Origin of the sequence: Roseovarius aestuarii (genome assembly GCF_019966515.1) — a bacterium.
In the GTDB taxonomy this organism is placed as follows: Bacteria; Pseudomonadota; Alphaproteobacteria; order Rhodobacterales; family Rhodobacteraceae; genus Roseovarius; species Roseovarius aestuarii.
The window spans coordinates 109,015-131,116 of the sequence record NZ_JAIMIB010000016.1; the positions used below are offsets into that span (position 1 = coordinate 109,015).

Here is a 22,102-nt window from a genome sequence, read left to right on the forward strand (position 1 = left end):
GTGACGCCCGGGTCAGCCTCGGGCAATATCCAAAAACCGGTCGATCAGATCATCGCTCATTGACCAGTCGCATACCAGTCGCATCGGCAGCGCCTCGTCCGGGTCGTCGCCCTTTAGAGGTGCAAAAAGGCCGTAGGCCGCACCGGCATCGTGCAGGCGCTGGTGAGTCGCGCGGGGCAGGGTGGCGAAGATCATGTTGGCCTGCGGGGTGTTGGTGATCACCGCGCCGGGTATCTCGCGCAGGCCAGCCACCAGCCGGGCGCAGGCCGCATTGGCTTGCGTGGCGGTGTCGCGCCACAGCTTGTCGCGCAGATAGCCGATCATCTGGGCCGAGAGATACCGATGCTTGGAGAATAGATGTGCCGCCCGCTTGCGGCGCAGCTCGAATTCCCAGGCGTGTTTCGGATCGAAGAAGATCACTGCCTCGACGCCCATGCAGCCATTTTTGGTGCCGCCGAAGCTGAGCGCGTCGATACCCGCCCGCCAGGTCATCTCGGCAGGCGTGCAGCCAAGCGCCGCAAGCGCATTGGCAAAGCGTGCGCCATCCATGTGAACCGGCAGACGGTAGGTGCGGGCCATGCCGGTCAGGGCATTGATTTCTTTCAGAGAGTAGATATGGCCCTGTTCGGTCACTTGCGTGATCGAGACCGGCCCGCGCTGCGATACATGCACGTCGCCATAGGTCCAGCCCTCGATCGCCGCGGCCAGTTGGTCGGGCGTCATCTTGTCGGCCTCGCCCACAAGGCTGAGTTTTGCGCCCCCGGTGTAGAATTCTGGCGCGTTGCATTCATCCGTGTGGATATGGGCCAGCGGGGTGCAGAAGATCGTCTGCCAGGATTGCGCTAGCGTCGAAAGGGCCAGTGAATTCGCGGCGGTGCCCGTGGCGACCAGGTAAACCGCTGCCTCGGGGGCCTCGAACTGATCGCGGATCAGGCGGCGCAGTTCGTCCGTCATCGCATCGGCGCCGTAGGATGGCTGATAGCTGTTATTGGCATCCGCAACGGCCTGCATCACCGCCGGATGCGCCGGGCCGCAATTGTCTGAGGCAAAATACATCTATTGGGGCTCCTCGATGATGTGATCTTCCCAGTCGTCCTCGTCTACCTCGAATTCGGGCCGGGTGCGGTGCTGCATCGATACGCCGGCGTCAAAGACGCTCTGCGGATTACCGGTTATCAGCGGGTGCCAGTCAAACAGCGGCTTACCGGTCCAGATCAGCTTGTAGGCGCAGGTCTCGGGTATCCAATACAAGTTCTGATCCATGTTTTTTGGGCTTAGGACGACGCATTCGGGCACAAATTGGTGGCGGATCGCGTATTGGGTGCAGCGGCAGGTTTCGTCGTCAAACAGGCGACAGGCCACGCAGGTCAGCGCCACTTCGGCGGTGTCCTCGTCTTCCAGCTTGTTCATGCAACATTTGCCGCAGCCGTCGCACAGCGCTTCCCATTCCTGCTGGGTCATGCGGTCAGGGCGGACGGTTTCCCAGAAGCGCGGTCGCAAGCCGCTGCGGTCGATCGGGTCTTTCATGTCTGTGCCAGGATCTTTCGGGCGCGGTCGCAATCGGCATCCATCTGCGCGATAAAGGCTTCCAGACTATCGAACGTTTCTTCGGGGCGCAGGTATTCGACCAGCGCGACCGACAGATCGGCCCCGTAAAGATCGCCCGAGAAATCGAAGATGAAAGTCTCCAAGTTGGGTATCTCGCCATTGAACATCGGTCGGATGCCAAGGCTGGCCGCACCCTGGTAGCTGCCCTTGTGAGGTCCGCTCAGCACATCGAGCAGCACCGCATAGACCCCGAATTTGGGCGGGTGCAGCCCTTCGATCGACATGTTGGTGGTGGGATAGCCCAGTTCTCGTCCGCGCTGTTCGCCGCCCACGACCGGGCCCTCGATCCGATGCCAATGGCCCAGCATGGCGGCAGCGTCTCCGGGGCGGCCCTGGCTAAGAGCGGCGCGGATGGCGGTGGACGACACCTGCCCCTGCTCGCCTTCCAGCAATTCGGCGATGGTGACGCCAAAGCCCATTTCTTTCCCAAAAGCTTGAAAGTCAGCGGCATTGCCCGCACGGCCTTTGCCGAAACAGAAATCCGCCCCCACGACCACATGGGTCAGCCCCAGCCCGTCGCGGACGACATTCTGAACGAAGTCGCGTGGCGACAGGGCCGACAATGCAGCATTGAAATTCAGCTCGTAGAGCCGCCTAACGCCCAGTTTTTCCAGACGATGCGCGCGCGCCTCGGGACCCATCAGGCGAAAGGGCGGTGCGTCCGGCGCAAAATACTGTCTGGGATGGGGCTCAAAGGTCAGAACACCCAGCGGCACATTGCTGGCGGTGGCCGCCTCGCGTGCCAGTTCGATCACTGTGCGATGGCCAATGTGCACCCCGTCGAAATTACCGATGGCCACGCTGGCGCCGCGGTCGGACGGGTCAAGGTATTCGTAGTCACGGATGATGCGCATGGGGCAGGGGTAGCGCCCCATGCGATGCTGTGCAAGCGGGTTAGTCCGCTAGTCAGGTTTACTCGGCCGGTTGGACCGTGGCTTCGGGTTTATGCGATGCGATTACAAGGCAAACCGCCGCGCCGTTAAGCCAGTAGAATGCCGCGTCGAGCCCGGTGAAACCAAACAGGAAAGGCGCGGCGAGGAAGGTCAGCCCGACAACCAGGTCAACCGCCATATGCACCGAGTAGGGCACAAGCCGTAAGATACCCAGGTGATGGTCTGTCAGGACCGTCAGCAGAAAGGCGGCGATGCCGGTGACGACCGACAGCCAAAGCGCCATCGGGTTGCTGGCACCAAGGCCCAGAAGAAAGGGCAGGCCGATCAGGGCGAGGGCGACGGGATAGTCAAGATAAGCGTGAATATTTCTGGTGACGAATTTGATGGGCACGGTAGCCTCCTGTGTTGTCGATCAAGGTGACAAACAGATAGGCCATTCGTGCGGTACGATTAATGGCGAGATATTTAAAAAAACATGCAGATCGTTCAAAGAGCAATCTGCATATCGAATTCACCTCTCTAAATGGCGGTGGGGTCAGTCGAACTTGCCCGAGGGTGCCAGAACTGTCGCTTCACCGATCAGCACCTTTTTACCTCCCACCATACAGCGGCAATCCAGCTGCACACGGCGTTTGGCGTGGTCGATACCGATCACTTCGACCTCGGCCTCGACCATGTCGCCCGGGCGCACCGGTGCAAGGAATTTCAGCGTCTGACCCATGTAGACGGTGCCGTGGCCGGGGAGTTGCTCGCCGATAACCGCCGAAATCAGCCCGGCGGTTAGCATGCCGTGGGCGATCCGACCCTCGAAAATTGTGTCGCGCGCGTAATCATCATCCAGGTGCACCGGATTGTGGTCGGTTGAAATTTCGGCAAACATCTCAATATCCTGATCGGTCACGACCTTTCTCAGAGACCGTGTCATGCCCATCTCGATCTCTTCGATAGTGATGGTTCCGCGGGGCATATTGTCCAACATTCGACCCTCCAGTCAGAATCGGCGCGAAACTTTCTAATGCGCCAACGTCAAAAGTTGGAACTTTATTACTTTGCAGTTGCAGAAAATCAAGTCTTTTCTGGCTTTATCGTAAATGGCCAATCGTATAGGTTGGATTGCTATTTTCGCTTTCAAGATAAGCTCTTAGCGCCTTTTCGTCCGGTTGCTGAGTGGTTCTGGTCTCGGCGGCGGCCAGCCCACCCGAGATAAAGAGGCTGTCGATATCTTCCCCCATGGCGCCCGCGATATCGGTCAATATCCCGTCGCCGATCGCCAGAATCGCCGCCGAATCGATGTCTTTCCCCAGGGCCGTCAGGCGGCGGCGGGCCAGATCGTAGATCGGCGGATGCGGTTTGCCGAAATAAAGGCTTTCCCCACCCATCTCGGTATAAAGCCGTGCCAGCGCCCCGGCGCACCATTCGCGATGGTCGCCCCGGTCGACGATGATGTCGGGATTGGCGCACAGGAGTTTGAGCCCTTTTTGCTTGGCATAGAGAAATTCCGGGCGCATCACGGAAGGGTCGGCTTTGGCATCGAACGGGCCTGAGCAGACGATGCCTTCGGCCTCGTCCAGAGGGACAGGGGTGACGTTGACGGGGTTTTCGACGATTCCGATCGGTTCGAAAATCTTGCGGTCACCCTCGTGGCCAACGAACCAGACCTTTTCGCCTACGACGCCTCGGAACATGGCGGCGCGGGCACTGTCACCGGAGGTGGCGATGGTGTCCCAGCAATCGGTAGGGACACCAATCTGGCCCAGTTGGGTTTCGACCCGGTCGCGCGCGCGGGGTGAGTTCGTCACCAGCACCACTTTACCACCCATCGCACGGTATGCCTGCAACGCGGAGACCGCGCCGGGAAACGGGGTGATGCCATTATGCACACAGCCCCAGAGATCGACATAAAGTGCTTCATAGCGGCTGGAGATTTCCGAGAGGGACTGAATGATCTGGGTCATGGCCATATCTATGGCAGGCCGGTCGCGGATTTGCCAGAGCCATGGGGCGCGCCGCCAAATCCACGTGTACCTGTGGCAAGATCAAGAGGGGCGCCGCTCTCATCTTGCAAAAAACACCCGCCGGAAGCATCCGCCCTCTTTCGCCTGTGCCAAGCGCGTTCACGCCATATGCTGCGGCTGCGGTGCGGCGAGCCAGGGAAAGGCAGGTTCGGAGGAAGCGCGCCAGCTGAGATAGCTGAGGTGGGTGAATTCAGGCGCTCCGTCGACCCGGTAGAGCCGGGCGCCTGCCGTTCCTTCCGCGAGCATCCGCGCGGGTAGGTAGGCGGTGCCGCCATGGGTGATCAGATGTGCTAAGGCCCAGTCGGGGCAGGAGAAGGACAGCGAGGCAGTTTCATCGGCGGGCCAGGTTTCAGCGTGCTGAGCGCGCAGATCGGGTCCGTAATCGACATAGATATAGTCCTGATCCCACGCTGTTGGTGTATCGGGGGCGGTGGTGACCAGCACCAGCCTGTCGCGGGCAAATTCCCGGCTGTTCAGGCCGGGTTCTCCCATTGGTTCGGGCAGGAGCGCGGCATCGCTCATGCCGGTCTGAAGCCAGCGGGTGGCGTCACCGGGAAGGCCGGCCCAGACCTCGATCGCGGTCTCTACCTGTTGGTTGCGCAAATCGTTGACCCAGGCCTCACCCAGGCCGGACCAGAGCGATGGGTGGCAGACGAAGCTGAACAGCCGGGTGACGCCGCGCGGCAGGTTGGTGCGGGCGCGGGCGTTCTCCCAGCTGCGGACGATCACCTCGGCCTGATCGAGAAAGGCAAAGCCGGGTTTGGTCAGGCTGGCACCTTTGCGAGAACGTACCAGCAACCTGGCCCCAAGCGCCTGTTCCAGCGCGTCGAGCCGGGCGGTGACAGCGGATTGGGTGATGTTCATCTGTTCCGCCGCCCGGTTGAGATTGCCGGTGCGGATGACCGTGAGGAAGGTTTGGATTGCAGCGATATTCATGGAAAGATAATGCAGAATTTTTGATGCTATGAATAGATTAAATACGTTTTCATGATTTATGGTTTTCTGGCATCTTGCGCGTGCGATAGGAGTGCATGTGATGGAATTCAGTCTTCAACTTTCAGCCGACTACCCGGAAAAGTCCTATGGTGGCGACCGGGTTTATGCGGACATGCTGGATCAGGCCGTCTTGGGTGACCAGCTGGGGTTCGACGCCGTATCGGTCACCGAGCATCACCTGATCAACTGCTTGATGATGCCGGCCCCATTGCAGTTCGCGGTGAAAATTGCCGCCCATACCAGCCGCATCAAAATTATGACGTCGATCGTCGTCCTGCCGCTGCATGACATGCGCAGTTACGCGGGCGAGGTTGTGGTTGCCGATATCTTCACCGAAGGACGCCTGATGCTGGGGGTGGGCCGCGGGGCCTTTGCATATGAGATGGAACGTCTGGGCGTGCCGATGGAGGAAACGCAGGCGCGGTTTAATGAGTCACTTGATGTACTGCACGCGCTTTTGACTGAAGAAGAGGTCAGCTGGGACGGCACATATTACCAGTTCGAGCCGCTGACCATCATGCCGCGCCCGTTGCGGTCAATCCAAATGATGATGGCGGTGATGAACCCGGAAGGAATTTATCACTGCACCAAACGCGGGTTTCACATTCAGACTACGCCGCTGTCAGGCAATCATCAATTGCTTCTCGACCAGGTCGGAGGCTTCAAACGGGCTAAGCAAGAGATGGGCGACGGCGGCGCGCATCTGACGCTGACGCTCAGCCGCGTGGCGCATATGGCCCACAGTTCCGCTGAGCGCCAACGTAAGATCGAGGCCGCGTATCGCTATTACAGCCGCTTTGATAATGTCTTTACCGGCCCAGGGATCGTGGATAACGGTATGGTAAGGGAACTGCCACGCGATCAGACCGTGGAAGAGCTGGGAGAGAGCCTTTTGATTTGTACCCCGCAAGAGATGATCGATAAGCTGGGCCCTTATGCCGAGCTGGGCATTGATCGGGTCATTCTGAACATGAACTTTGGTCTCGAAGCCTCGGAAACGCTGGACGCGATCCAGTGTTTTGCCGAAGAGGTGATGCCGCATTTCACCGGTCGACCGATCGCGACGGAGGCGGCGCAATGAAACTGGCACGGCAAGCCTTTATCACCGCCATGCGTAAGGTCGCCTCGACTGTGACTGTGGTCACCACCGATGGCCCTGCCGGGCAATCTGGTGCGACGGTCAGCGCATTTTCGTCGCTCAGCGCTGATCCGCCCTCGGTGCTGGTCTGCCTCAAGGCCGACAGCCGGATAGCGCAGGCGGTCAAGGATAATGGCGTTTTCTGCGTTAATATCCTGAGTGAAGATGCCGAGGAACTGGCCAACCGCTTTGCCGGAGCGCTGGATCAGACAAGGCCGAACCGGTTCGAGGGGCTTGAGATTACCAATACCGACGAAGGCCCGATCCTGCCGAAAGCGACATCCTTTGCGTGCTCGCTGAACCGGACGGTCATTCATGGGAGCCACGCGATCTGCATCGGTGATGTCACCGGTATTTCCGACGCGGGCGAACAGCCCCTGACCTATATGAGCGGCGCCTTTCATGTGGTGCGTCCGAAATCGGACTAGGAGAGACTTGCGATGCCAATTATCCGGGTTGAAATGTTCACGGGCCGTAGCATCGAGCAGAAGCGCGCGCTGGTGCGTGATCTGACTGATGCATTTATTGGTGCTGCTGGCGGCAATCCCGACAGCGTGCAGGTGGTGATCACCGATGTCGACAAATCCGACTGGGGATCGGGTGGGCAGCTAAGCTCAGATAAGTTTCCGGACTAGAGGCCAGCCATGCGTGACGTGATCGAGTGTGAATACACAGTTCAGGGCGACGGTCCGCCGCTTTTCCTGATCCACGGCATCGGGGCCGCGCGCAATACCTGGGCCAAGGCGCTGCCGGTGCTGACGCCGCATTTCACGGTGATTACCTATGACTTGCGCGGGCATGGCGCATCCCCCATGCCCAGGGGTGAGTTTGGTCTTGATGAAATGGTGAATGATCTTGAGCGGGTTCGGGAACAGACAGGGTTTGAGAGCGCCCATTTCGCGGGCCATTCACTGGGTGGCATGATCGGCCCGGCTTATGCGCTGAAATACCCGGAGAGGGTGAAATCGCTTGGTCTGCTGTCCACCGCCGCCTTCCGCACCGAAGACGACAGCGCCAAGGTCTGGGGCGTGGTGCGCGCGATGGAGGAAAAGGGCATTCCGCAGGTGCTGAGCACATTGACGGATCGCTGGTTCACCGACGGGTTCATTGTCGCACACGGTGACGTGGTTGAACGGCGGCTGAAACAGGTGGTCGACACCGATCCGGATGTTTTTCTGAATGTGTTCCGCATCTATGCGGGCACGGAAATGGCGCCCTGGTTGCACGAGGTGACCGCGCCATCACTCGTGCTGACCGGCGAGAACGATGGCGGGTGTAACCCCCGTCTGAACCGTCAGATTGACGCGGCCCTGCCGAATTCCGAACTGATGATCCTGCCTGATCTGAAACACTCGCTCCTGCTTGAGGCGGGCGATCAGGTGGCGGCGCATCTGGTACGGTTCATAAACGCGCTGCCCTGATGACGTTTTTGGAATAGACGGGCAGCTGATCCGATCCTCAAATGATCCTGTGGCGATTAACGAAGCGGAGCGGATCATGGGAAAAACCCTTACGGATATACAGATTGACGCTTTTCACCGGGACGGTTTTGTCGCGCCGGTTGATATTTTCACCGAAGAAGAGGCCGCGCGGTTGCGGAACGCGTTGGAAGAGGCCGAGGCGAAATGGCCGGACGCCTTTATTGGTGCCGCCCGCAATAACGCCCATCTGAACCTGATGTGCCTTGATGAGATCGTGCATAATCCCACACTTGTAGATGCCGCCGAAGATCTGGTGGGGCCGAACATCTTGAACTACGGCACCGTGCTGTTCATCAAGGAACCGCATGATCCGGGCTTTGTCAGCTGGCATCAGGATGCACGTTACATGGGGCTTGAACCGCATGCCGGCATCACCGCTTGGGTGGCATTGTCCGAGGCCAATGATGAGAGCGGCTGCATGCGCATGATCCCCGGCAGCCACAAGGAATTGCAGGCCCATGATGACACTTTTGGCGAGGACAACATCCTGACCCGCGGGCAGGAGGTGGCGGATGTGGATGAAAGCAAGGCGGTATCGACACCGCTCAGGCCCGGTCAGACGTCTTTTCACAGCGCCCGGGTGATCCACAGTTCACAGCCCAACCGCAGTGATGACCGGCGTATCGGGTTTGTCATCCAACCCTATATGCCGCCGCATGTGGAACAGACGATCGTACCAACCTATGCGCAGCTTGTGCGCGGGGAAGATCCGCATGGCAATTTCATGCGCGCGGGACGGCCATCAGAAGACATGGCACCCGAGGATCTGGCCCTGCGTGACAAGGTGAATGAGACTTGGTCCGACATCCTCTATCACGGCGCCCAGAAGCGCCGTGATTTCTGACACACCGGCGAAAGTAACCGACGAATGAGATGGCACTACATCGACGATCCATCTCAGACGTAGAGACGTGGCAGCGCCCGCCACAGGCCGACGCACTGAGTTGGTCCGAGATCGGTTTGCAATGGCCTTGTGGCAATACCTCAGGTCCGAAAATGCTCCATTGCCTTTGGTATTAGGTCATAAACCTACCGGGTAGGGCGAGACTAAGCGGGCGCTCATGCCTCTTGTTCCGAAGCTAGCAAACTGTGCATTGTATTAAGGTTAGCGCAGGGGGCGGAAAGCTGATACATGCGCGGCTTGAAGTTGGCTTTTCGACCGTCTGAATAACAGGCGTTATCACGTTTGGAAGGGGGGCCATGACGAAATTGAACTTCGAACAGTTGAGAACTTTTCTGTGTGTGGTGAGGCTCGGGGGGGTCCGCAAGGCGTCGATTGGATTGAACCTGACACAGCCAGCCGTCTCGGCAAGGTTAAAGAACCTCGAGGAGACCCTGAGCTGCGAGTTATTTGATCGAAGCGCTGCAGGCATGACATTGACCAAACGCGGGGAGCGGTTGCTGACTTATGCGGAGCAGTTCGAACATCTGGCGGATCTGGTTCAGAAAGAGGTGATCGACCCCGAGGGTATCGAAGGGCATCTAAGTCTTGGTGTGTCTGAGACTATTGCTCAATGCTGGCTACCCGAGCTTATCTCGCGCCTGCACGGGCTCTACCCGAAGCTGGAGATTGAGTTCAACGTCGATATTTCGGTCAACCTGCGCGCCGGACTTCTGAACCGCGAGATTGATCTGGCCATTCTGCTGGGGCCGGTGTCAGATTATTCGGTCGACAACATTGATCTGCCTGGATTTGATATGGCTTGGTACACCGCCGCTGATGCTCCTGCAGATGCCGACGCGCGTGATTGCCTGACCCGTCCGATTCTGACATATGCTCGCAATACCCGCCCTCACCGTGAACTCAAGGACATGCTCTATGAACGCGTTGGGCCGGGTTTTTCGATGTTCTCATCCTCGTCGCTTTCGGCCTGTTTTCGGCTGGTCGAGGCCAATCTGGGTGTCGCAGCTTTGCCCCGTGCCCTGGGGCAAGATTATGTCGATGCGGGAAAAATTCGCGAGTTCGATCCCGGCTGGGTGCCAAATCCGCTGACATTCACCGCCTCGTATCTGGGAGAACCCAAAAGTCATATGGTTGAAACTGCGGCACAAATTGCCCGGAATGTCGCTATCGAATACGATGGTGATAAAAATTTCTGATAGCAATATACAAATTCTTTCGATTTGATTTTATATTAAGTGCGCGGCAATGTCCCTGTCAGGGAGATGCCACTTTGACGATTACCTACGAAAGCCTCAAAGACAGCACTGTCGTGTCACTGCGTCATGCTATTCGCCGGGGTGAATACACGTCTCATACTGCAGGTCTGGGCACCGGCATGCTCCAGGCCAATCTAGCGATCATGCCGCAATCGCATGCGCTTGATTTCATGCGGTTCTGCCAGCGCAATCCCAAACCATGTCCATTGAGCGGCGTCTCAGACACCGGTAATCCCATGATGTTCACGCTTGGCGCGGATATCGACATCCGCACGGATGTGCCATCGTATAACATCTATCGCGATGGCGTGCTTGACCGAACCGTGACCGATATATGCGATTTATGGCAGGATGATTTCGTCGCGTTCGCCCTCGGTTGCTCGTTCACGTTTGAAAATGCGCTGCAACAGGCTGGCATTCCGTTGTGGCACATCGAACATAACAAGACCGTGCCGATGTTCAGGTCTGGTATTGAAACTGTGCCGGCCGGGCCTTTCTCCGGCAAGATGGTCGTAAGCATGCGTATGATGCCCGAAGACCGGGTCGCGCATGCTGTCGAAATTTCGAGAAAATACCCTTTGGCGCATGGGGCGCCTGTGCATTTCGGCGATCCGACCGACATCGGGATCAGTGATCTGAACCGTCCCGACTGGGGTGACGCTGCCCCGGTACACGAGGGGCATGTCCCGGTTTTCTGGGCCTGCGGCGTGACCCCCCAGGTTGCCATAGAAGCTGCGGGTCTGCCGCTTTGCATCACGCACCAACCCGGCAACATGCTGATCACCGATGTCAGCGAGTTCGCCGAAATACCGAATTATCAAAGCAACACTGTCTTCAGGGGAGAACAACAATGAAGAAAATCGTAACCGCTACAGCCGCTCTGGCGTTGATGGCCAGCGCTGCATTCGCCGATAACCCGGTGGTGCTGAAAGCCGTCGGCACATGGTCCAGCCTGACCAATTTCCAGAAACACGAGGGGCCGTTCTTCAACGAACGTCTGGCCGAGGCCTCGGACGGGCAGATCGTTGGCGATATCCAGTCGCAATCCGGTCTTGGCCTGAAAGGCTTCGAGATCATGCGCCTTGTCAAAAACGGCGTGTTTGATTTTGCCTTCGGGCTGCCGGGCTATGTGGCCGCCGAAAACGCGATTTTCGAGGGCGCGGACCTGAGCTCTCTGACGCAGGATATCGAGACGCAGCGCAAGGTGGCCGACGCCTATTTCCCGACGCTGGAAAAGGCCTTTGCCGAGATCTACAACGCCAAGCTCCTGATGCTCTACCCGTTCCCGAGCCAGACACTCTGGTGCAATGCCGAGGTCAACAGTATCGAGGACCTGAACGGCAAGAAAATCCGCGTCTACGCCACGACCTTGGGTGATTTCGTCGAAGGCGCGGGCGGCACGTCCGTCACCGTGGCCTTCTCCGAAGTGATCCCGGCGCTGGAAAAGGGCGTGGTTGACTGCGGCATCACCGGCACGATGTCGGCCTATACCGCCAACTGGCAGCAGGTTGCGACCCATGCCTATACGCTGCGCGTCGGCTGGGGCCTCGCCTTTGGTGCGATGAACATGGACAAGTGGAATTCGATGTCCGAAGACCAGCAGGCGCTGTTCAAGACCGAAATCGACGCGCTGACTGACCGGATGTGGGCGGAGACCGCGACCGAGGATGAGGTTGCGATTTCCTGCATCACCGGCGGTGAATGTGCCATCGGCGAGCCGGGCGGCATGAAACTGGTTGAACCCTCCGAGGAAGATCTGGCGCTGCGCGACAAGATCGCCACGGATGTCGTGCTGGCCCGCTGGGCAGAGCGCTGCGGCGCCGATTGCGCGGCGAACTGGAACGAGACCGTCGGCAAGGTGCTGGGCCTGACTGCCACCGCCGAATGACCTGACCTCGACAGGGCGGCCTGAACGAACCGGCCGCCCTTATTGCATCCGAAAGGGGCAGACCCATGCTTGAATCGCTACTCACCGGAACCCGCAAACTCAGCCTCTGGCTGACCTGGGCAGGCGGGACGCTCATCGTCCTCTCGGCTTTCCTGGTCACGCTCGAGATCATCCTGCGCAAGATTTTCAATGTCTCTCTAGGCGGGGCCGATGAAATCTCGGGCTATGCGTTTGGTGTCGCCACCGCATTCGCCCTCAGCTTCGCCCTGTTCGAGCGTGCCCATATCCGCGTCGATGCGCTGATGGGGGTGATCCCGCACAAGCTGCACCCGCTGGTCAACCTGCTGGGTCTTGCGCTTCTGATCGGATTTGCGCTGGTCGTTGTCACCATGGTCTGGTCCATGGTGGGCGATACCATCGAGCACGGCTCGCGCTCGATCACGCCGATGCGGGTGCCGCTGGCGATCCCGCAGATCCCCTGGCTGATCGGCTGGATCCTCTTCGTGGCGACCGGCATGCTTCTGGGGCTGGTCGCGGTCAAGCGGCTTTTTGCCGGTGATCATGCCGGTGTGCAGGACCTGATCGGCGTCAAATCGATCGACGAACAGATCAAAGACGAGAGTGTCTGAGCCATGCTGATCAAAACGCTTCTCATCCTGCTGGGCCTCATCGGTCTGGCGGTTCCCATCGCCGCCGCTCTGGGCTGGCTGGGCCTGATCCTGCAATGGACCGACAGTCCGATGCCGCTGCACCGTGCCATCTCCGACATGGCCTGGCAAACCAGCACCGATTTCCTGCTGGTCGCGATTCCGATGTTCGTCATGCTGGGCGAGATCCTGCTGCGCGCCGGCATCACCGAGCGGATGTATGACGGTATCGTCAAATGGCTGGGCTGGCTGCCGGGCGGACTGATGCATTCCAATATCGGCTCATCGGCGCTGTTTGCCGCCACGTCCGGCTCGTCCGTGGCCACCGCCGCCACCATCGGCACGGTCGCCATCCCGCAGATCGCCAAGCGCGGCTATAACGAGCCGCTGTTTCTGGGCACGATCGCGGCAGGGGGCACGCTGGGCATCCTCATCCCGCCCTCGATCAACCTTATCCTTTACGGCCTTCTGACCAACACTTCGGTGCCCGAGCTTTACCTCGCGGGCTTCATCCCGGGTTTCCTGCTCGCCGCGCTTTTCATCGTGACGGTGGTCATCGCCTGCACCCTGCGCCCCGGCTGGGGTGGTGAGCGGCTACACTATTCCTGGGGGGAGCGGCTGCGCGCCTTACCCGCGCTTATCCCGCCGCTTGGCATCTTCATGGTGGTCGTCGGCTCGATCTATGCGGGCATCGCCACCCCGACCGAGGCCGCATCGCTCGGCGTCGTCGCCGCGATGGCGCTGGCCGCGTTCAATGGCAAGATGAGCATCGACATGATGCGGCTGGCGATCGAAGGCACGATGCGCACGACCGCCATGATCATGCTGATCATCATCGCCGCCGTGTTCCTGAACTTCGTGCTGTCGATCATCGGGCTCACGCAGGCGCTGACCGATTTTGTCACCGGGCTGGGCTGGTCACCGATGGGGACGATGCTGATGATCGTGCTGGTGCTGGTGGTCATCGGCTGTTTCATGGAGACGCTGTCGATGCTGCTGACCATGGCGCCGTTGGTGACACCCATCGTCGTGGCGCTTGGCTTTGATCCGGTCTGGTTCGGCATCCTGCTGATGGTGCTGCTAGAGACTGCGCTGATCACCCCGCCCATCGGCATCAACCTCTACGTGGTGCAAGGGCTGCGCAAGACCGGCGTTATGATGGACGTGATGAAGGGCGCGCTGCCCTTCGTGCTGACCATGTTCGTGATGCTGGCGCTGCTGCTGATCTTCCCGGGTCTGGCGCTCTGGCTGCCATCGCTGTTTTACTGAGGGGGAAAGCTCATGTCTGCGGCGCCCCAATGGCCCCGGATCGCGACACTTGGCGTCGACGGCTTCCTGATCAGCTTCGGCGATCGGCTGAGTGAGCCTGCCAACCGCGCCGCGCTTGCCTTCCGCGCGGCGCTGGATCAGGCGGGCTGGGCGGGGGTCGAGGAGACCTCGACCTCGCTCACCTCGGCCTATCTGCGCTTCGATCTGATGAGCCAGACCCATGCGGCGCTGCGCGACCGACTGGAAAAGCTCCTGTCCACCCGCGACTGGACCACGGCCAGCCTGCCCGAGGGCCGCAGGCTTTGGCGCATCCCCACGGTCTACGGCACCGATCAGGCGCCGCAACTGGACGAGGCCGCCTCTGCCGCCGGGCTGACGCGGGACGAGGCGATCGCCTCGATCTCGGCCACGCGGGTCCGGGTGCAGACCATCGGCTTCGCCCCCGGCCAGCCCTATCTGGGCGAACTGCCCGAATGCTGGGACATCCCGCGCCAGACCAAGCTCAGCGACAATGTGCCCGCGGGCGCGCTTGTGGTCGCCATACGTCAGCTTGTGTTGTTTTCGGTGACCACGCCCACCGGCTGGCGCCATATCGGCCAGACGGCATTTCGCCTGTTCCGGCCCGAGGCGGATGCGCCGTTTCTTCTGCGCCCCGGGGACGAGGTATTGTTCACCTCCACGACCCCCGACAAGCTGGAAAACATGCGCAACAACGACCCCGATGGCGGCGCCACCTCCGAGGTGCTGCCATGACCCGGGCGCTGATCGTGCATCGCGCCAGCCCCGGCACCAGCGTGCAGGATGCCGGTCGCCCCGGCCATCTGGCCGACGGTCTGTCGCGCGGCGGGGCCGCCGACCGGTTGGCGCTGGCCGAAGGGGCGGCGCTTTTGCGCCAGGATACCGCCTGCGCCGCGCTGGAAATGCCCGGCATGGGCGGCGAGTTCGAGGTCACGAAAGACATGCGCATCGCCCTCACCGGCGCGCCGATGCGGGCCAGTATAGACGGCGCGCGGATCGTCTGGAACGCCAGCCACGCGCTGCCCGCCGGGGCGCGGCTAAGCATCGGCGCGGCGGAAAGCGGCAGCTATGGCTATCTGCATCTGGGCGGCGGGCTGGCGACGCCGAGCATCCTTGGCGCGCGCAGCGCCCATCTGGCCGCCGGGATTGGTGCGCCGCTTGCGCCCGGTTCCCGTCTGCCCGTCGCTCCCGATCCGCGCCCCGGCGACACCGGCCAGCTACTCGATGTCCCCTCCCGGTTCGAAGGCGGCACGATCCGCGTTGTGCCCGGCCCGCAGACCGGTTTTTTCAGCCCGGCTGAACGCGAGCGCTTCACGTCGATGGGTTTTCGCCGCGACACAAGAGGCAACCGGATGGGGGTGCGTCTGCTATGCGATGGCGAGGGCTTTCACAGCGAGGCCGGGCTCAGCGTGCTCTCCGAGGTCATCACCCCCGGCGATATCCAGATCACCGGCGATGGCAGCCCCTTCGTGCTGCTCAGTGAATGCCAGACCACTGGCGGCTATCCCCGCATCGGCTCGGTCCTGCCCTGCGATCTGCCGCGTGTGGCCCAGGCCCGCCCCGGTGACACGCTGCGCTACACATTCGTGACCCTGGACGAGGCGGTTGAGGCCGAACGCCGCGCCGCCAGCCATATCAGAACGCTGCGCAATCACCTGCGCCCTCTGGTGCGCGATCCCGGGACGATGCATGATCTGCTCGCCTATCAACTGATCAGCGGCGTGACCGCTGGTGATGACCTTGAAAGGGGCATGTGATGACAATGACGGTCGATCTCAACGCCGATATGGGCGAAAGCTTTGGCGCATGGTCGATGGGCGATGACGTGGCGCTTCTGGATATCGTGACCTCGGCCAACATCGCCTGCGGCTTTCACGCGGGCGACTGGGATGTGATGGCCGCGACCATGCGCGCGGCGGCCAGACGCGGCGTCGGCATCGGCGCGCATCCGGGCTTTGCCGACCTGCAGGGCTTTGGCCGCCAGCGCATGCATGTGCCGCTGGAAAGCCTTGCCAACCTCGTGCGCTACCAGCTTGGCGCGGCGCAGGCGATGGCCCGGGCCGAAGGCGCCGAAGTCAGGCATCTGAAACTGCACGGCGCGCTGGCCAACATGGCCGCCGAGGACAGGCAGATGGCGCTGGCCTGCTACCGCGCCGCGCTCTCGGTCGCGCCGGAGATCATCATCATGGTGCTGGCCGGTACCGCCCAGCAGGAAGCGGCGTCCGAGCTTGGCTGCCTCGCGGCCTGCGAGATTTTCGCCGACAGGGCCTATAATGACGATGCAACGCTTGTGGACCGCAGCAGACCCGGCGCCGTCATTCACGACGAGGAACTGGCCGCCGAACGGATGCTCAAGATGATACAAGCGGGCGCGATCATCACCGAAAGCGGCAAACATATCCCGACGCGCATTGATACCATCTGCCTGCACGGGGACACGCCTGAGGCTATCGAAATCGCCTTGGCGGTGCGCAAGTTGCTGACAGAGAATGGAATCGTCCTGTCGCAACCCAAGGGCACTCCGATTTAGGGCCGTTCGGGACGCAGGACAAATCTAGAGGACGTTGACCCTACTGCAAGCGCGTAGGTGAACGTCATGTAAGCACCCGCAATGTAGCTACTTCGCCGAGAATTTCCGTGAACTCCCGGGTGTTTGCGGCAAGCGCTGATCGCCTTGGTTTTGATAGGCGCCAACGCAAGCAAATGCCGGTCAGCTTCTTTGTATCAGGTTGCGAGGATCGTACTGGCACGGATTGACACGCCGGGCGCGACTTTCCTCACCTAGCACACATAGGCTGCATTCATCTCCCATACCCAACGTGCCGCGGCGTATGTAGCCCAGGGCCAGTACTTTCCCCGTACGAAACCCACGCGTTCCCGAGGTCATATAGCCGATCACCTCTGATGCTTGGATGATCGGTTCTGCCGGTAGTGGGTCGGGCGAATGGTCGAGGAGTTCGAGCCCCACCCATTCCCACTCTGCCGGGCAATCTGATTGTGCCAGCAGCGCATCACGACCGATAAAGCCGCCCTTCTCCAAATCCGCAAATCCGCTCAGCCCCGCATCGTACAAAGTGTACTCGGTGCCGAAATCCGCGCCCCATCCATGGTATCCTTTTTCGATGCGCATGGCGTTCAGAGCGTAGGAGCCGAACTGGCATATGCCATATCGCTTTCCCGCTGCCATGATCGCCTCGTAAAGCACGGGCAGGTCCGCGCTGGCAGCATGCAATTCCCAGCCCAGTTCACCCACGTAAGACACCCGCATAGCGCACAGCGCCACCCCGGCGACCCGGATTCGGGCCACCGACAGCCAGGGTGCGGCTGCTGCCGACAGATTGGCATCCGTGAGCGTGGCCAGCACATCGCGTGATCGAGGTCCCATCAGCAAAAGCGCGCCGTCATGCTCGCATCCCTTTGTCAGGGTGACGCCGGTTTCGGGCAGATGCGCCGCCAGCCAGTCGAAATCCCGCTGATCGGTCAATGTGGGGCCGCAGAGCAGGAAGTGGTGTTCGGCGAGCCGGGCAATCGTGGCCTCAGACCAGATGCGCCCCTTCGGCGTCAGCATGTAGCTAAGCTTTATGCGTCCAATCGCTGGCATTTTTCCGCAAAAGACATGGCTCAGGTATTCTGCGGCGCCAGGTCCGGTGACAGTATATTTGGTGAACCCGCCATGATCCATCAGGCCGACTGCGTCGCGAACCGTTTCGCATTCGCGGCGCACGGGCGCATGCCAGGGTTCTTCGTGATAATCCAAGCGGTTAACATCCGGTGCATGGGCAGTATTGAACCAGAAGGCACGCTCCCACCCACCGATCTGCCCCATGATTGCACCGCTTTCTACCAACCGATCAAAGAGAGGTGTGCGCTGCACCGGGCGGCCTGACTGCATATTCCGGTGCGGATAGGGAACGGCGTATTGCAGGTCGTAATGCTCAGATGCGCGGGCATGGGCGTAGTCGGGTGTCGCCCAGTCGCCGAAGCGGCGCGGATCCCAGGCCGCAAGATCCCACTCGGTTTCACCTTCGGTTATCCACTCGGTGATTGCCTTGCCGATAGCTGCCGAATGGGTGATGCCTATCTGCACACCGGTTGCGTGATAGAAATTGCGGGCGCCCGCGGCGGGCCCTACCAGGGGTAGCGCATCCGGTGCATAGGGAATCGGCCCGTTCACGAAACGTTGCGCCCCGGCCTCGGCCAGCAAGGGCACATGGGCGATCGTATCTTCCAGTACCTCGAGAATATCCTCGACGCTGTCGGGAAAAAGCTGATGGGCGAAATTATCCGGCGGCCCGGTGTCTGCCCAGGCCGGTCGGCCAGCATGTGCATAAGACCCCAACAGGAATGCATTTCGTTCGCGCCGCAGATAGAACCGGATATCGGGATCGCGGACCAGCGGGAAGACACCGGTGTGCGCTTCAAGCTCGGCGAGAGGTTCGGTGACCAGATACTGGTGCTCCAGCGTCACGACCGGGACGGCAAGACCCGCCATCGCCGCAATCTTTGCGCCGTAGAAGCCTCCGGCATTGACCACAATCTCTGCCGTCACCTCGCCATTGACTGACGAGACGACCCGTTCGCCGGATGGCTTTTGACGAATCCCGGTGACGGGCGAAAAGCGCTTGATCTTCGCGCCGAGATCACGCGCACCCTTGGCCAGCGCCTGTGTTAGCTGGCTGGGGTCGATATCGCCTTCGTAGGGGTCCATGATCCCGCCCAACACCGTCTTCCCGGGTGTCCAGAACGGATGCATCGCGTCCATTTCGGCAGGACTCAGGTGGTGCAGATCGAACCCTGCACTTCGGGCAATCCCCTCGATATGGCCGAAGAGTTCCATGCGCTCAGTTGTATGGGCGGGCCAGAATGCGCCGGTATGGCGGTAGGTGATCGGGCTATCAACGCGCTCGCCCAGATCCTTGTAAAGCTGCCATGCATAGTTGCCAGCGCGCATACCCAGCCACGAGGTGGCATAGGTCGGGATATTGCCCGCTGCGTGCCAGGTTGATCCGGATGTCAACTCGTCCCGCTCCAGAAGAACGGCGTCTGATATGCCCGCCCGCGCCAGATGATAAAGGATTGCGCAACCCACCACACCACCACCGATCACGACCACGCGGGCATGGGTTTTCAAGGCTGGCCCTCCGGCAATCTGATATCGAATTCGGACCGTATTGCCGCCTCCCGCTCGGGGGGCAGGTGATCCGGCGGCTTTTCGGTCATTTGCCGGGCGAGGAGGCGGGCGCGTTCGATCAGATCGGGCCGGCCAGCCTCTTGCCAGTCCTGTACGCTCTGCCTGTCGGCCAGCACCGGATAGACATATTCGGTCTTCATGCGCGCCAGCGTCTGTGCCTCGCCCAGATAGTGGCCCGGACCGGTTGCGACCGCCTCGATCATTTCCAGATCAATCCCGTCCTCTGTCAGTTCCACGCCGCGCACCGACCGCAGGATGGCCCCGCACATATCATTGTCGATCACCAGTGCCTCGGGCGACGCCACCATGATTGACCCCAACATGCCAACGCTTAGATTGATCATATCCGCCCCGGCCTGCGCCGCCAGGGCGATGGTGTAACCCTTCTCGTATCCGGCCTGCGCATCGGGGATCTTGGCATCCGTCATCCCGGCAGAGACGGTCGAGGGTAGCCCCAGATGCAGCAACAGCTGTGCCGCCGCTGCGTTCGCCACCGCCGCTTCACCGCTACCACCGGTCATCGCGCCGGTCCGCAGGTCGCTGATGAAAGGCATAAACGCCAGAATGGTCGGAAAACCGGGCCTTACCAGGTCTGTGATCATCAGACCGGCCAAAGCCTCGGCCAGTCCTTGCGCCAGCGCACCGGCCAGGGTCACCGGGCTGGTCGCCCCGGCCTGGGCGGCTGTGCAGATTTGCACGGGCATGCCCGCTTCGATCGCCGCGCACATGATCTCGACACCCTCCGGGGCATAGCGCAGGGGTGAAACCGCATGTACGATCACGCCAAAACAGAAAGGGTGATGCGGAAATCTGCCATCGCGTCCCAAAGCGATATCGAAAAGCCGTATCACCGGCGCCACATGTCCTGCATTGTCGAAACTGATCCCGATGGGTTTGGGGCAGGCCTTGAGACAGGCAAATCCTGTGTTTATGTCGAGAGCGAGTGGCGTCTCCATGTCGCGCGCAACTAGCGGCCGGACGCCATAATGCACGTTCTCGGCACGTCCGACCAATGCCATCATGCGATAAAGATCAGGCAACGCTGACGACCGAAAGCCACCCGCGTCGTCCGGCACCTCAACGGCGGCACCGCCCGTGCCGATATGCACTTGCCCGCCCCCGACACTCAGCCCGGCATCTTCGACGAAACCCGGCAGGTTGACAGTTTTTGCCGCGCGCGTGATTGCGCCCACGACCATGGCGCGCGGGAAACAGACGCGTCCATCATGTCGAATTCTAGCGCCCGCGCTACCAGCGATCTTGGCGGCTTTTTCCGGGCAGTCAGCCATGCCCACCTGTTCGAGGATGACAAACGCGGCTTCGATGATCTCGTCGCGCTTTCTCTCTGACAACGGTTGATAGCGGCCACCAATCGGGGCGGCGGAAGAGATAGCCGGTATCTTTTCTTGTCGCGCGCGTCGTGGCATCAGGCAACAGCTCCGCACTTGCATATGACATCAAGTGGAGCGGTGATCCCGCAGCGGCGCTACTTCGAAAGCGACAGCGGAGGTCGCGAATGTGGCTAGACCCGTGATCATTGGTCGGTATCATGCTTCGTAGAACGGAGCGAAGACAGCCGCCATGCATGTATTCCGAAGCATGATCCTTGAGGCGCCGATTGCAAGCGTCTGGCGAATGGTGCGGGCCTTCGATGGCGTGCAGCTGTGGAACCCCGCTGTTACATCTGCGCGGATAGAGACGGGCAGTGCGACAGCGCCAGGCAGTATCCGGCATCTGGATATCGTTGATGGTACCGCCTTCCGCGAGACGCTGCTCGAGTTGTCCGACCTGGAACATTTCTACACTTACGACATTCTCGAAAGCCCTCTGCCGGTGCGCGGCTACATCTCAACTCACCGGTTCGTCCCGATCACCGCAAGCAGTCAGACACTTGGTATCTGGGAAAGTCATTTCGATTGCGAGCCATCCGATGCGGCCGAGATGGAGCGCATCGTCGGTGATGATATTTATATCGGCGGCATGGTTGGACTTAACGCTTGCCTGAAAGGACAGTGCAATGGCTGATACTCTCGCCCCCCGCGCCATCATCGGTGTCATGACACCCGCCATGAATACCGTGGTCCAGCCCGAGCTGGAGTTGTTGCGACCCAAGGGCGTGACCAACCAGATGCAGCGCTTTCGCCTGGGTGGCGACAACGTGTCGGACGATCTTATTTCCGAGGCCGAAAAGTTGATGGATTGCAATCCTGCCGCGATTGCGGTGGGGCTGACAACCGATGCCGGTCCGGGCGGGGTCGAGAAACTGGCCCGCCGATGTGTGCAGTTGGAGGATGCGGTTGGCATTCCCGTCCTGAACGCTTCGGCCGCAGATCACCAGGCGCTTAGGGCACTTGGCGCGCGGCGGATCGGTGTCGTTACGCCGTTCAGCCCCGAGATTGACCAGCATGTCAAAGCTAACACTGAGGCAGCAGGTTTTGACGTTGTCGATATTCGCGGCACCTGTGCGCCGTCCTTGCCCGAGATCTGTGAAACGCCGCTGAACAAGATCCGCGAGGTGTTCGATCAGGTCGCGCGTTCCGGCTGCGATGCTATTCTGCAAGTGGGTACTGCGCTGCCAGTTGTTGGACTGATCAACGAGCTGGAAACAGAGCTGAAAAAACCCGTCGTGGCGTGCAATATTGCGGTCTATTGGCAGACATTGCGGAAAGTCGGCATCAGTGATCCGATCGAAGGGTTTGGCAAACTCCTTGCTGACTACTATGTCTGACGTCAGCGCTCATGGGACATTTTGAGGCGATTTGATAAGGGAGGGTTTCTGGCTCATCGTAACCACCAAG

The 22,102-nt window shown here is 60.5% G+C and carries 24 protein-coding genes; 15 read left to right on the forward strand and 9 right to left on the reverse strand.

Annotated features, from left to right (window positions below):
- Positions 1 to 12: 12 nt before the first annotated feature.
- From LC334_RS17500 to LC334_RS17530, 7 genes are all read right to left on the reverse strand, one after another.
- Entirely contained in the window at positions 13 to 1,056 is a 1,044-nt protein-coding gene (locus LC334_RS17500) for a threonine aldolase family protein (protein ID WP_085801526.1), read from the reverse strand.
- A complete protein-coding gene (locus LC334_RS17505; RefSeq protein WP_085801525.1) occupies positions 1,057 to 1,527 on the reverse strand; it encodes a YcgN family cysteine cluster protein in 471 nt (156 codons plus the stop codon).
- Positions 1,524 to 2,462 carry a bifunctional riboflavin kinase/FAD synthetase gene (locus LC334_RS17510; protein WP_085801524.1) on the reverse strand — a complete coding sequence of 313 codons (939 nt, stop codon included), beginning with the start codon at positions 2,460 to 2,462 and terminating at the stop codon, positions 1,524 to 1,526. Before LC334_RS17510 ends, LC334_RS17505 begins: the two co-directional genes overlap by 4 nt.
- Before the next feature lie 58 nt (positions 2,463 to 2,520).
- Entirely contained in the window at positions 2,521 to 2,892 is a 372-nt protein-coding gene (locus LC334_RS17515; protein ID WP_085801523.1) for an SPW repeat domain-containing protein, read from the reverse strand.
- A gap of 144 nt (positions 2,893 to 3,036) precedes the next feature.
- Positions 3,037 to 3,480, reverse strand: a complete 444-nt coding sequence (locus tag LC334_RS17520) for a MaoC family dehydratase (RefSeq protein WP_085801522.1) — start codon at positions 3,478 to 3,480, stop codon at positions 3,037 to 3,039.
- Positions 3,481 to 3,583: 103 nt separating this feature from the next.
- On the reverse strand, positions 3,584 to 4,456 hold the full coding sequence (locus LC334_RS17525; RefSeq protein WP_085801617.1) for a TIGR01459 family HAD-type hydrolase: 873 nt from the start codon (positions 4,454 to 4,456) through the stop codon (positions 3,584 to 3,586).
- A 159-nt stretch (positions 4,457 to 4,615) separates the two neighbouring features.
- Positions 4,616 to 5,452 (reverse strand): LysR family transcriptional regulator, encoded by an 837-nt coding sequence (locus tag LC334_RS17530; RefSeq protein ID WP_085801521.1) that lies wholly within the window; start codon positions 5,450 to 5,452, stop codon positions 4,616 to 4,618.
- Positions 5,453 to 5,552: 100 nt separating this feature from the next.
- Here LC334_RS17530 and LC334_RS17535 point away from each other — a divergent pair, with 100 nt between their 5' ends.
- The 13 genes from LC334_RS17535 (at position 5,553) to LC334_RS17595 (ending at position 16,643) form a co-directional block, all read left to right on the forward strand.
- Entirely contained in the window at positions 5,553 to 6,593 is a 1,041-nt protein-coding gene (locus tag LC334_RS17535; protein ID WP_085801616.1) for an LLM class flavin-dependent oxidoreductase, read from the forward strand.
- The gene (locus tag LC334_RS17540) at positions 6,590 to 7,078 is read left to right on the forward strand and encodes a flavin reductase family protein (protein ID WP_085801520.1); all 489 of its coding nucleotides are present in this window, start codon (positions 6,590 to 6,592) and stop codon (positions 7,076 to 7,078) included. The genes LC334_RS17535 and LC334_RS17540 overlap by 4 nt, the downstream gene beginning before the upstream one ends.
- Positions 7,079 to 7,090: 12 nt before the next feature.
- Positions 7,091 to 7,285: a 2-hydroxymuconate tautomerase gene (locus tag LC334_RS17545; protein WP_085801519.1), complete on the forward strand. Its 195-nt coding sequence runs from the start codon at positions 7,091 to 7,093 to the stop codon at positions 7,283 to 7,285.
- A gap of 9 nt (positions 7,286 to 7,294) precedes the next feature.
- Complete coding sequence (locus LC334_RS17550) at positions 7,295 to 8,071, forward strand: alpha/beta fold hydrolase (RefSeq protein ID WP_085801518.1); 777 nt, start codon at positions 7,295 to 7,297, stop codon at positions 8,069 to 8,071.
- Between the two features lie 76 nt (positions 8,072 to 8,147).
- A complete protein-coding gene (locus tag LC334_RS17555) occupies positions 8,148 to 8,975 on the forward strand; it encodes a phytanoyl-CoA dioxygenase family protein (RefSeq protein WP_085801517.1) in 828 nt (275 codons plus the stop codon).
- A 356-nt stretch (positions 8,976 to 9,331) separates the two neighbouring features.
- Positions 9,332 to 10,231, forward strand: coding sequence for a LysR family transcriptional regulator (locus LC334_RS17560; protein WP_085801516.1), 900 nt, complete (start codon positions 9,332 to 9,334; stop codon positions 10,229 to 10,231).
- A gap of 74 nt (positions 10,232 to 10,305) precedes the next feature.
- Positions 10,306 to 11,145 (forward strand): putative hydro-lyase, encoded by an 840-nt coding sequence (locus LC334_RS17565; protein ID WP_085801515.1) that lies wholly within the window; start codon positions 10,306 to 10,308, stop codon positions 11,143 to 11,145.
- Positions 11,142 to 12,179: a TRAP transporter substrate-binding protein gene (locus LC334_RS17570; protein ID WP_085801514.1), complete on the forward strand. Its 1,038-nt coding sequence runs from the start codon at positions 11,142 to 11,144 to the stop codon at positions 12,177 to 12,179. Before LC334_RS17565 ends, LC334_RS17570 begins: the two co-directional genes overlap by 4 nt.
- A 65-nt stretch (positions 12,180 to 12,244) precedes the next feature.
- On the forward strand, positions 12,245 to 12,808 hold the full coding sequence (locus LC334_RS17575; RefSeq protein WP_085801513.1) for a TRAP transporter small permease subunit: 564 nt from the start codon (positions 12,245 to 12,247) through the stop codon (positions 12,806 to 12,808).
- A 3-nt stretch (positions 12,809 to 12,811) separates the two neighbouring features.
- A complete protein-coding gene (locus LC334_RS17580; RefSeq protein ID WP_085801512.1) occupies positions 12,812 to 14,095 on the forward strand; it encodes a TRAP transporter large permease in 1,284 nt (427 codons plus the stop codon).
- Between the two features lie 12 nt (positions 14,096 to 14,107).
- Complete coding sequence (locus tag LC334_RS17585) at positions 14,108 to 14,848, forward strand: 5-oxoprolinase subunit B family protein (protein ID WP_085801511.1); 741 nt, start codon at positions 14,108 to 14,110, stop codon at positions 14,846 to 14,848.
- Entirely contained in the window at positions 14,845 to 15,870 is a 1,026-nt protein-coding gene (locus LC334_RS17590) for a 5-oxoprolinase subunit C family protein (protein ID WP_085801510.1), read from the forward strand. Before LC334_RS17585 ends, LC334_RS17590 begins: the two co-directional genes overlap by 4 nt.
- Positions 15,870 to 16,643, forward strand: a complete 774-nt coding sequence (locus tag LC334_RS17595; RefSeq protein ID WP_085801509.1) for a LamB/YcsF family protein — start codon at positions 15,870 to 15,872, stop codon at positions 16,641 to 16,643. The genes LC334_RS17590 and LC334_RS17595 overlap by 1 nt, the downstream gene beginning before the upstream one ends.
- Before the next feature lie 180 nt (positions 16,644 to 16,823).
- On the opposite strand, the gene LC334_RS17600 is transcribed toward LC334_RS17595, so the two are convergent.
- Both LC334_RS17600 and LC334_RS17605 read right to left on the reverse strand, forming a co-directional pair.
- Positions 16,824 to 19,244, reverse strand: coding sequence for a GcvT family protein (locus tag LC334_RS17600; protein ID WP_085801508.1), 2,421 nt, complete (start codon positions 19,242 to 19,244; stop codon positions 16,824 to 16,826).
- A complete protein-coding gene (locus tag LC334_RS17605) occupies positions 19,241 to 20,731 on the reverse strand; it encodes a trimethylamine methyltransferase family protein (protein ID WP_176237731.1) in 1,491 nt (496 codons plus the stop codon). Before LC334_RS17605 ends, LC334_RS17600 begins: the two co-directional genes overlap by 4 nt.
- A 154-nt stretch (positions 20,732 to 20,885) precedes the next feature.
- Here LC334_RS17605 and LC334_RS17610 point away from each other — a divergent pair, with 154 nt between their 5' ends.
- Positions 20,886 to 21,329, forward strand: coding sequence for an SRPBCC family protein (locus LC334_RS17610; protein ID WP_085801506.1), 444 nt, complete (start codon positions 20,886 to 20,888; stop codon positions 21,327 to 21,329).
- Positions 21,322 to 22,032, forward strand: coding sequence for a maleate cis-trans isomerase family protein (locus LC334_RS17615; RefSeq protein WP_085801505.1), 711 nt, complete (start codon positions 21,322 to 21,324; stop codon positions 22,030 to 22,032). Before LC334_RS17610 ends, LC334_RS17615 begins: the two co-directional genes overlap by 8 nt.
- Positions 22,033 to 22,102: the final 70 nt, after the last annotated feature.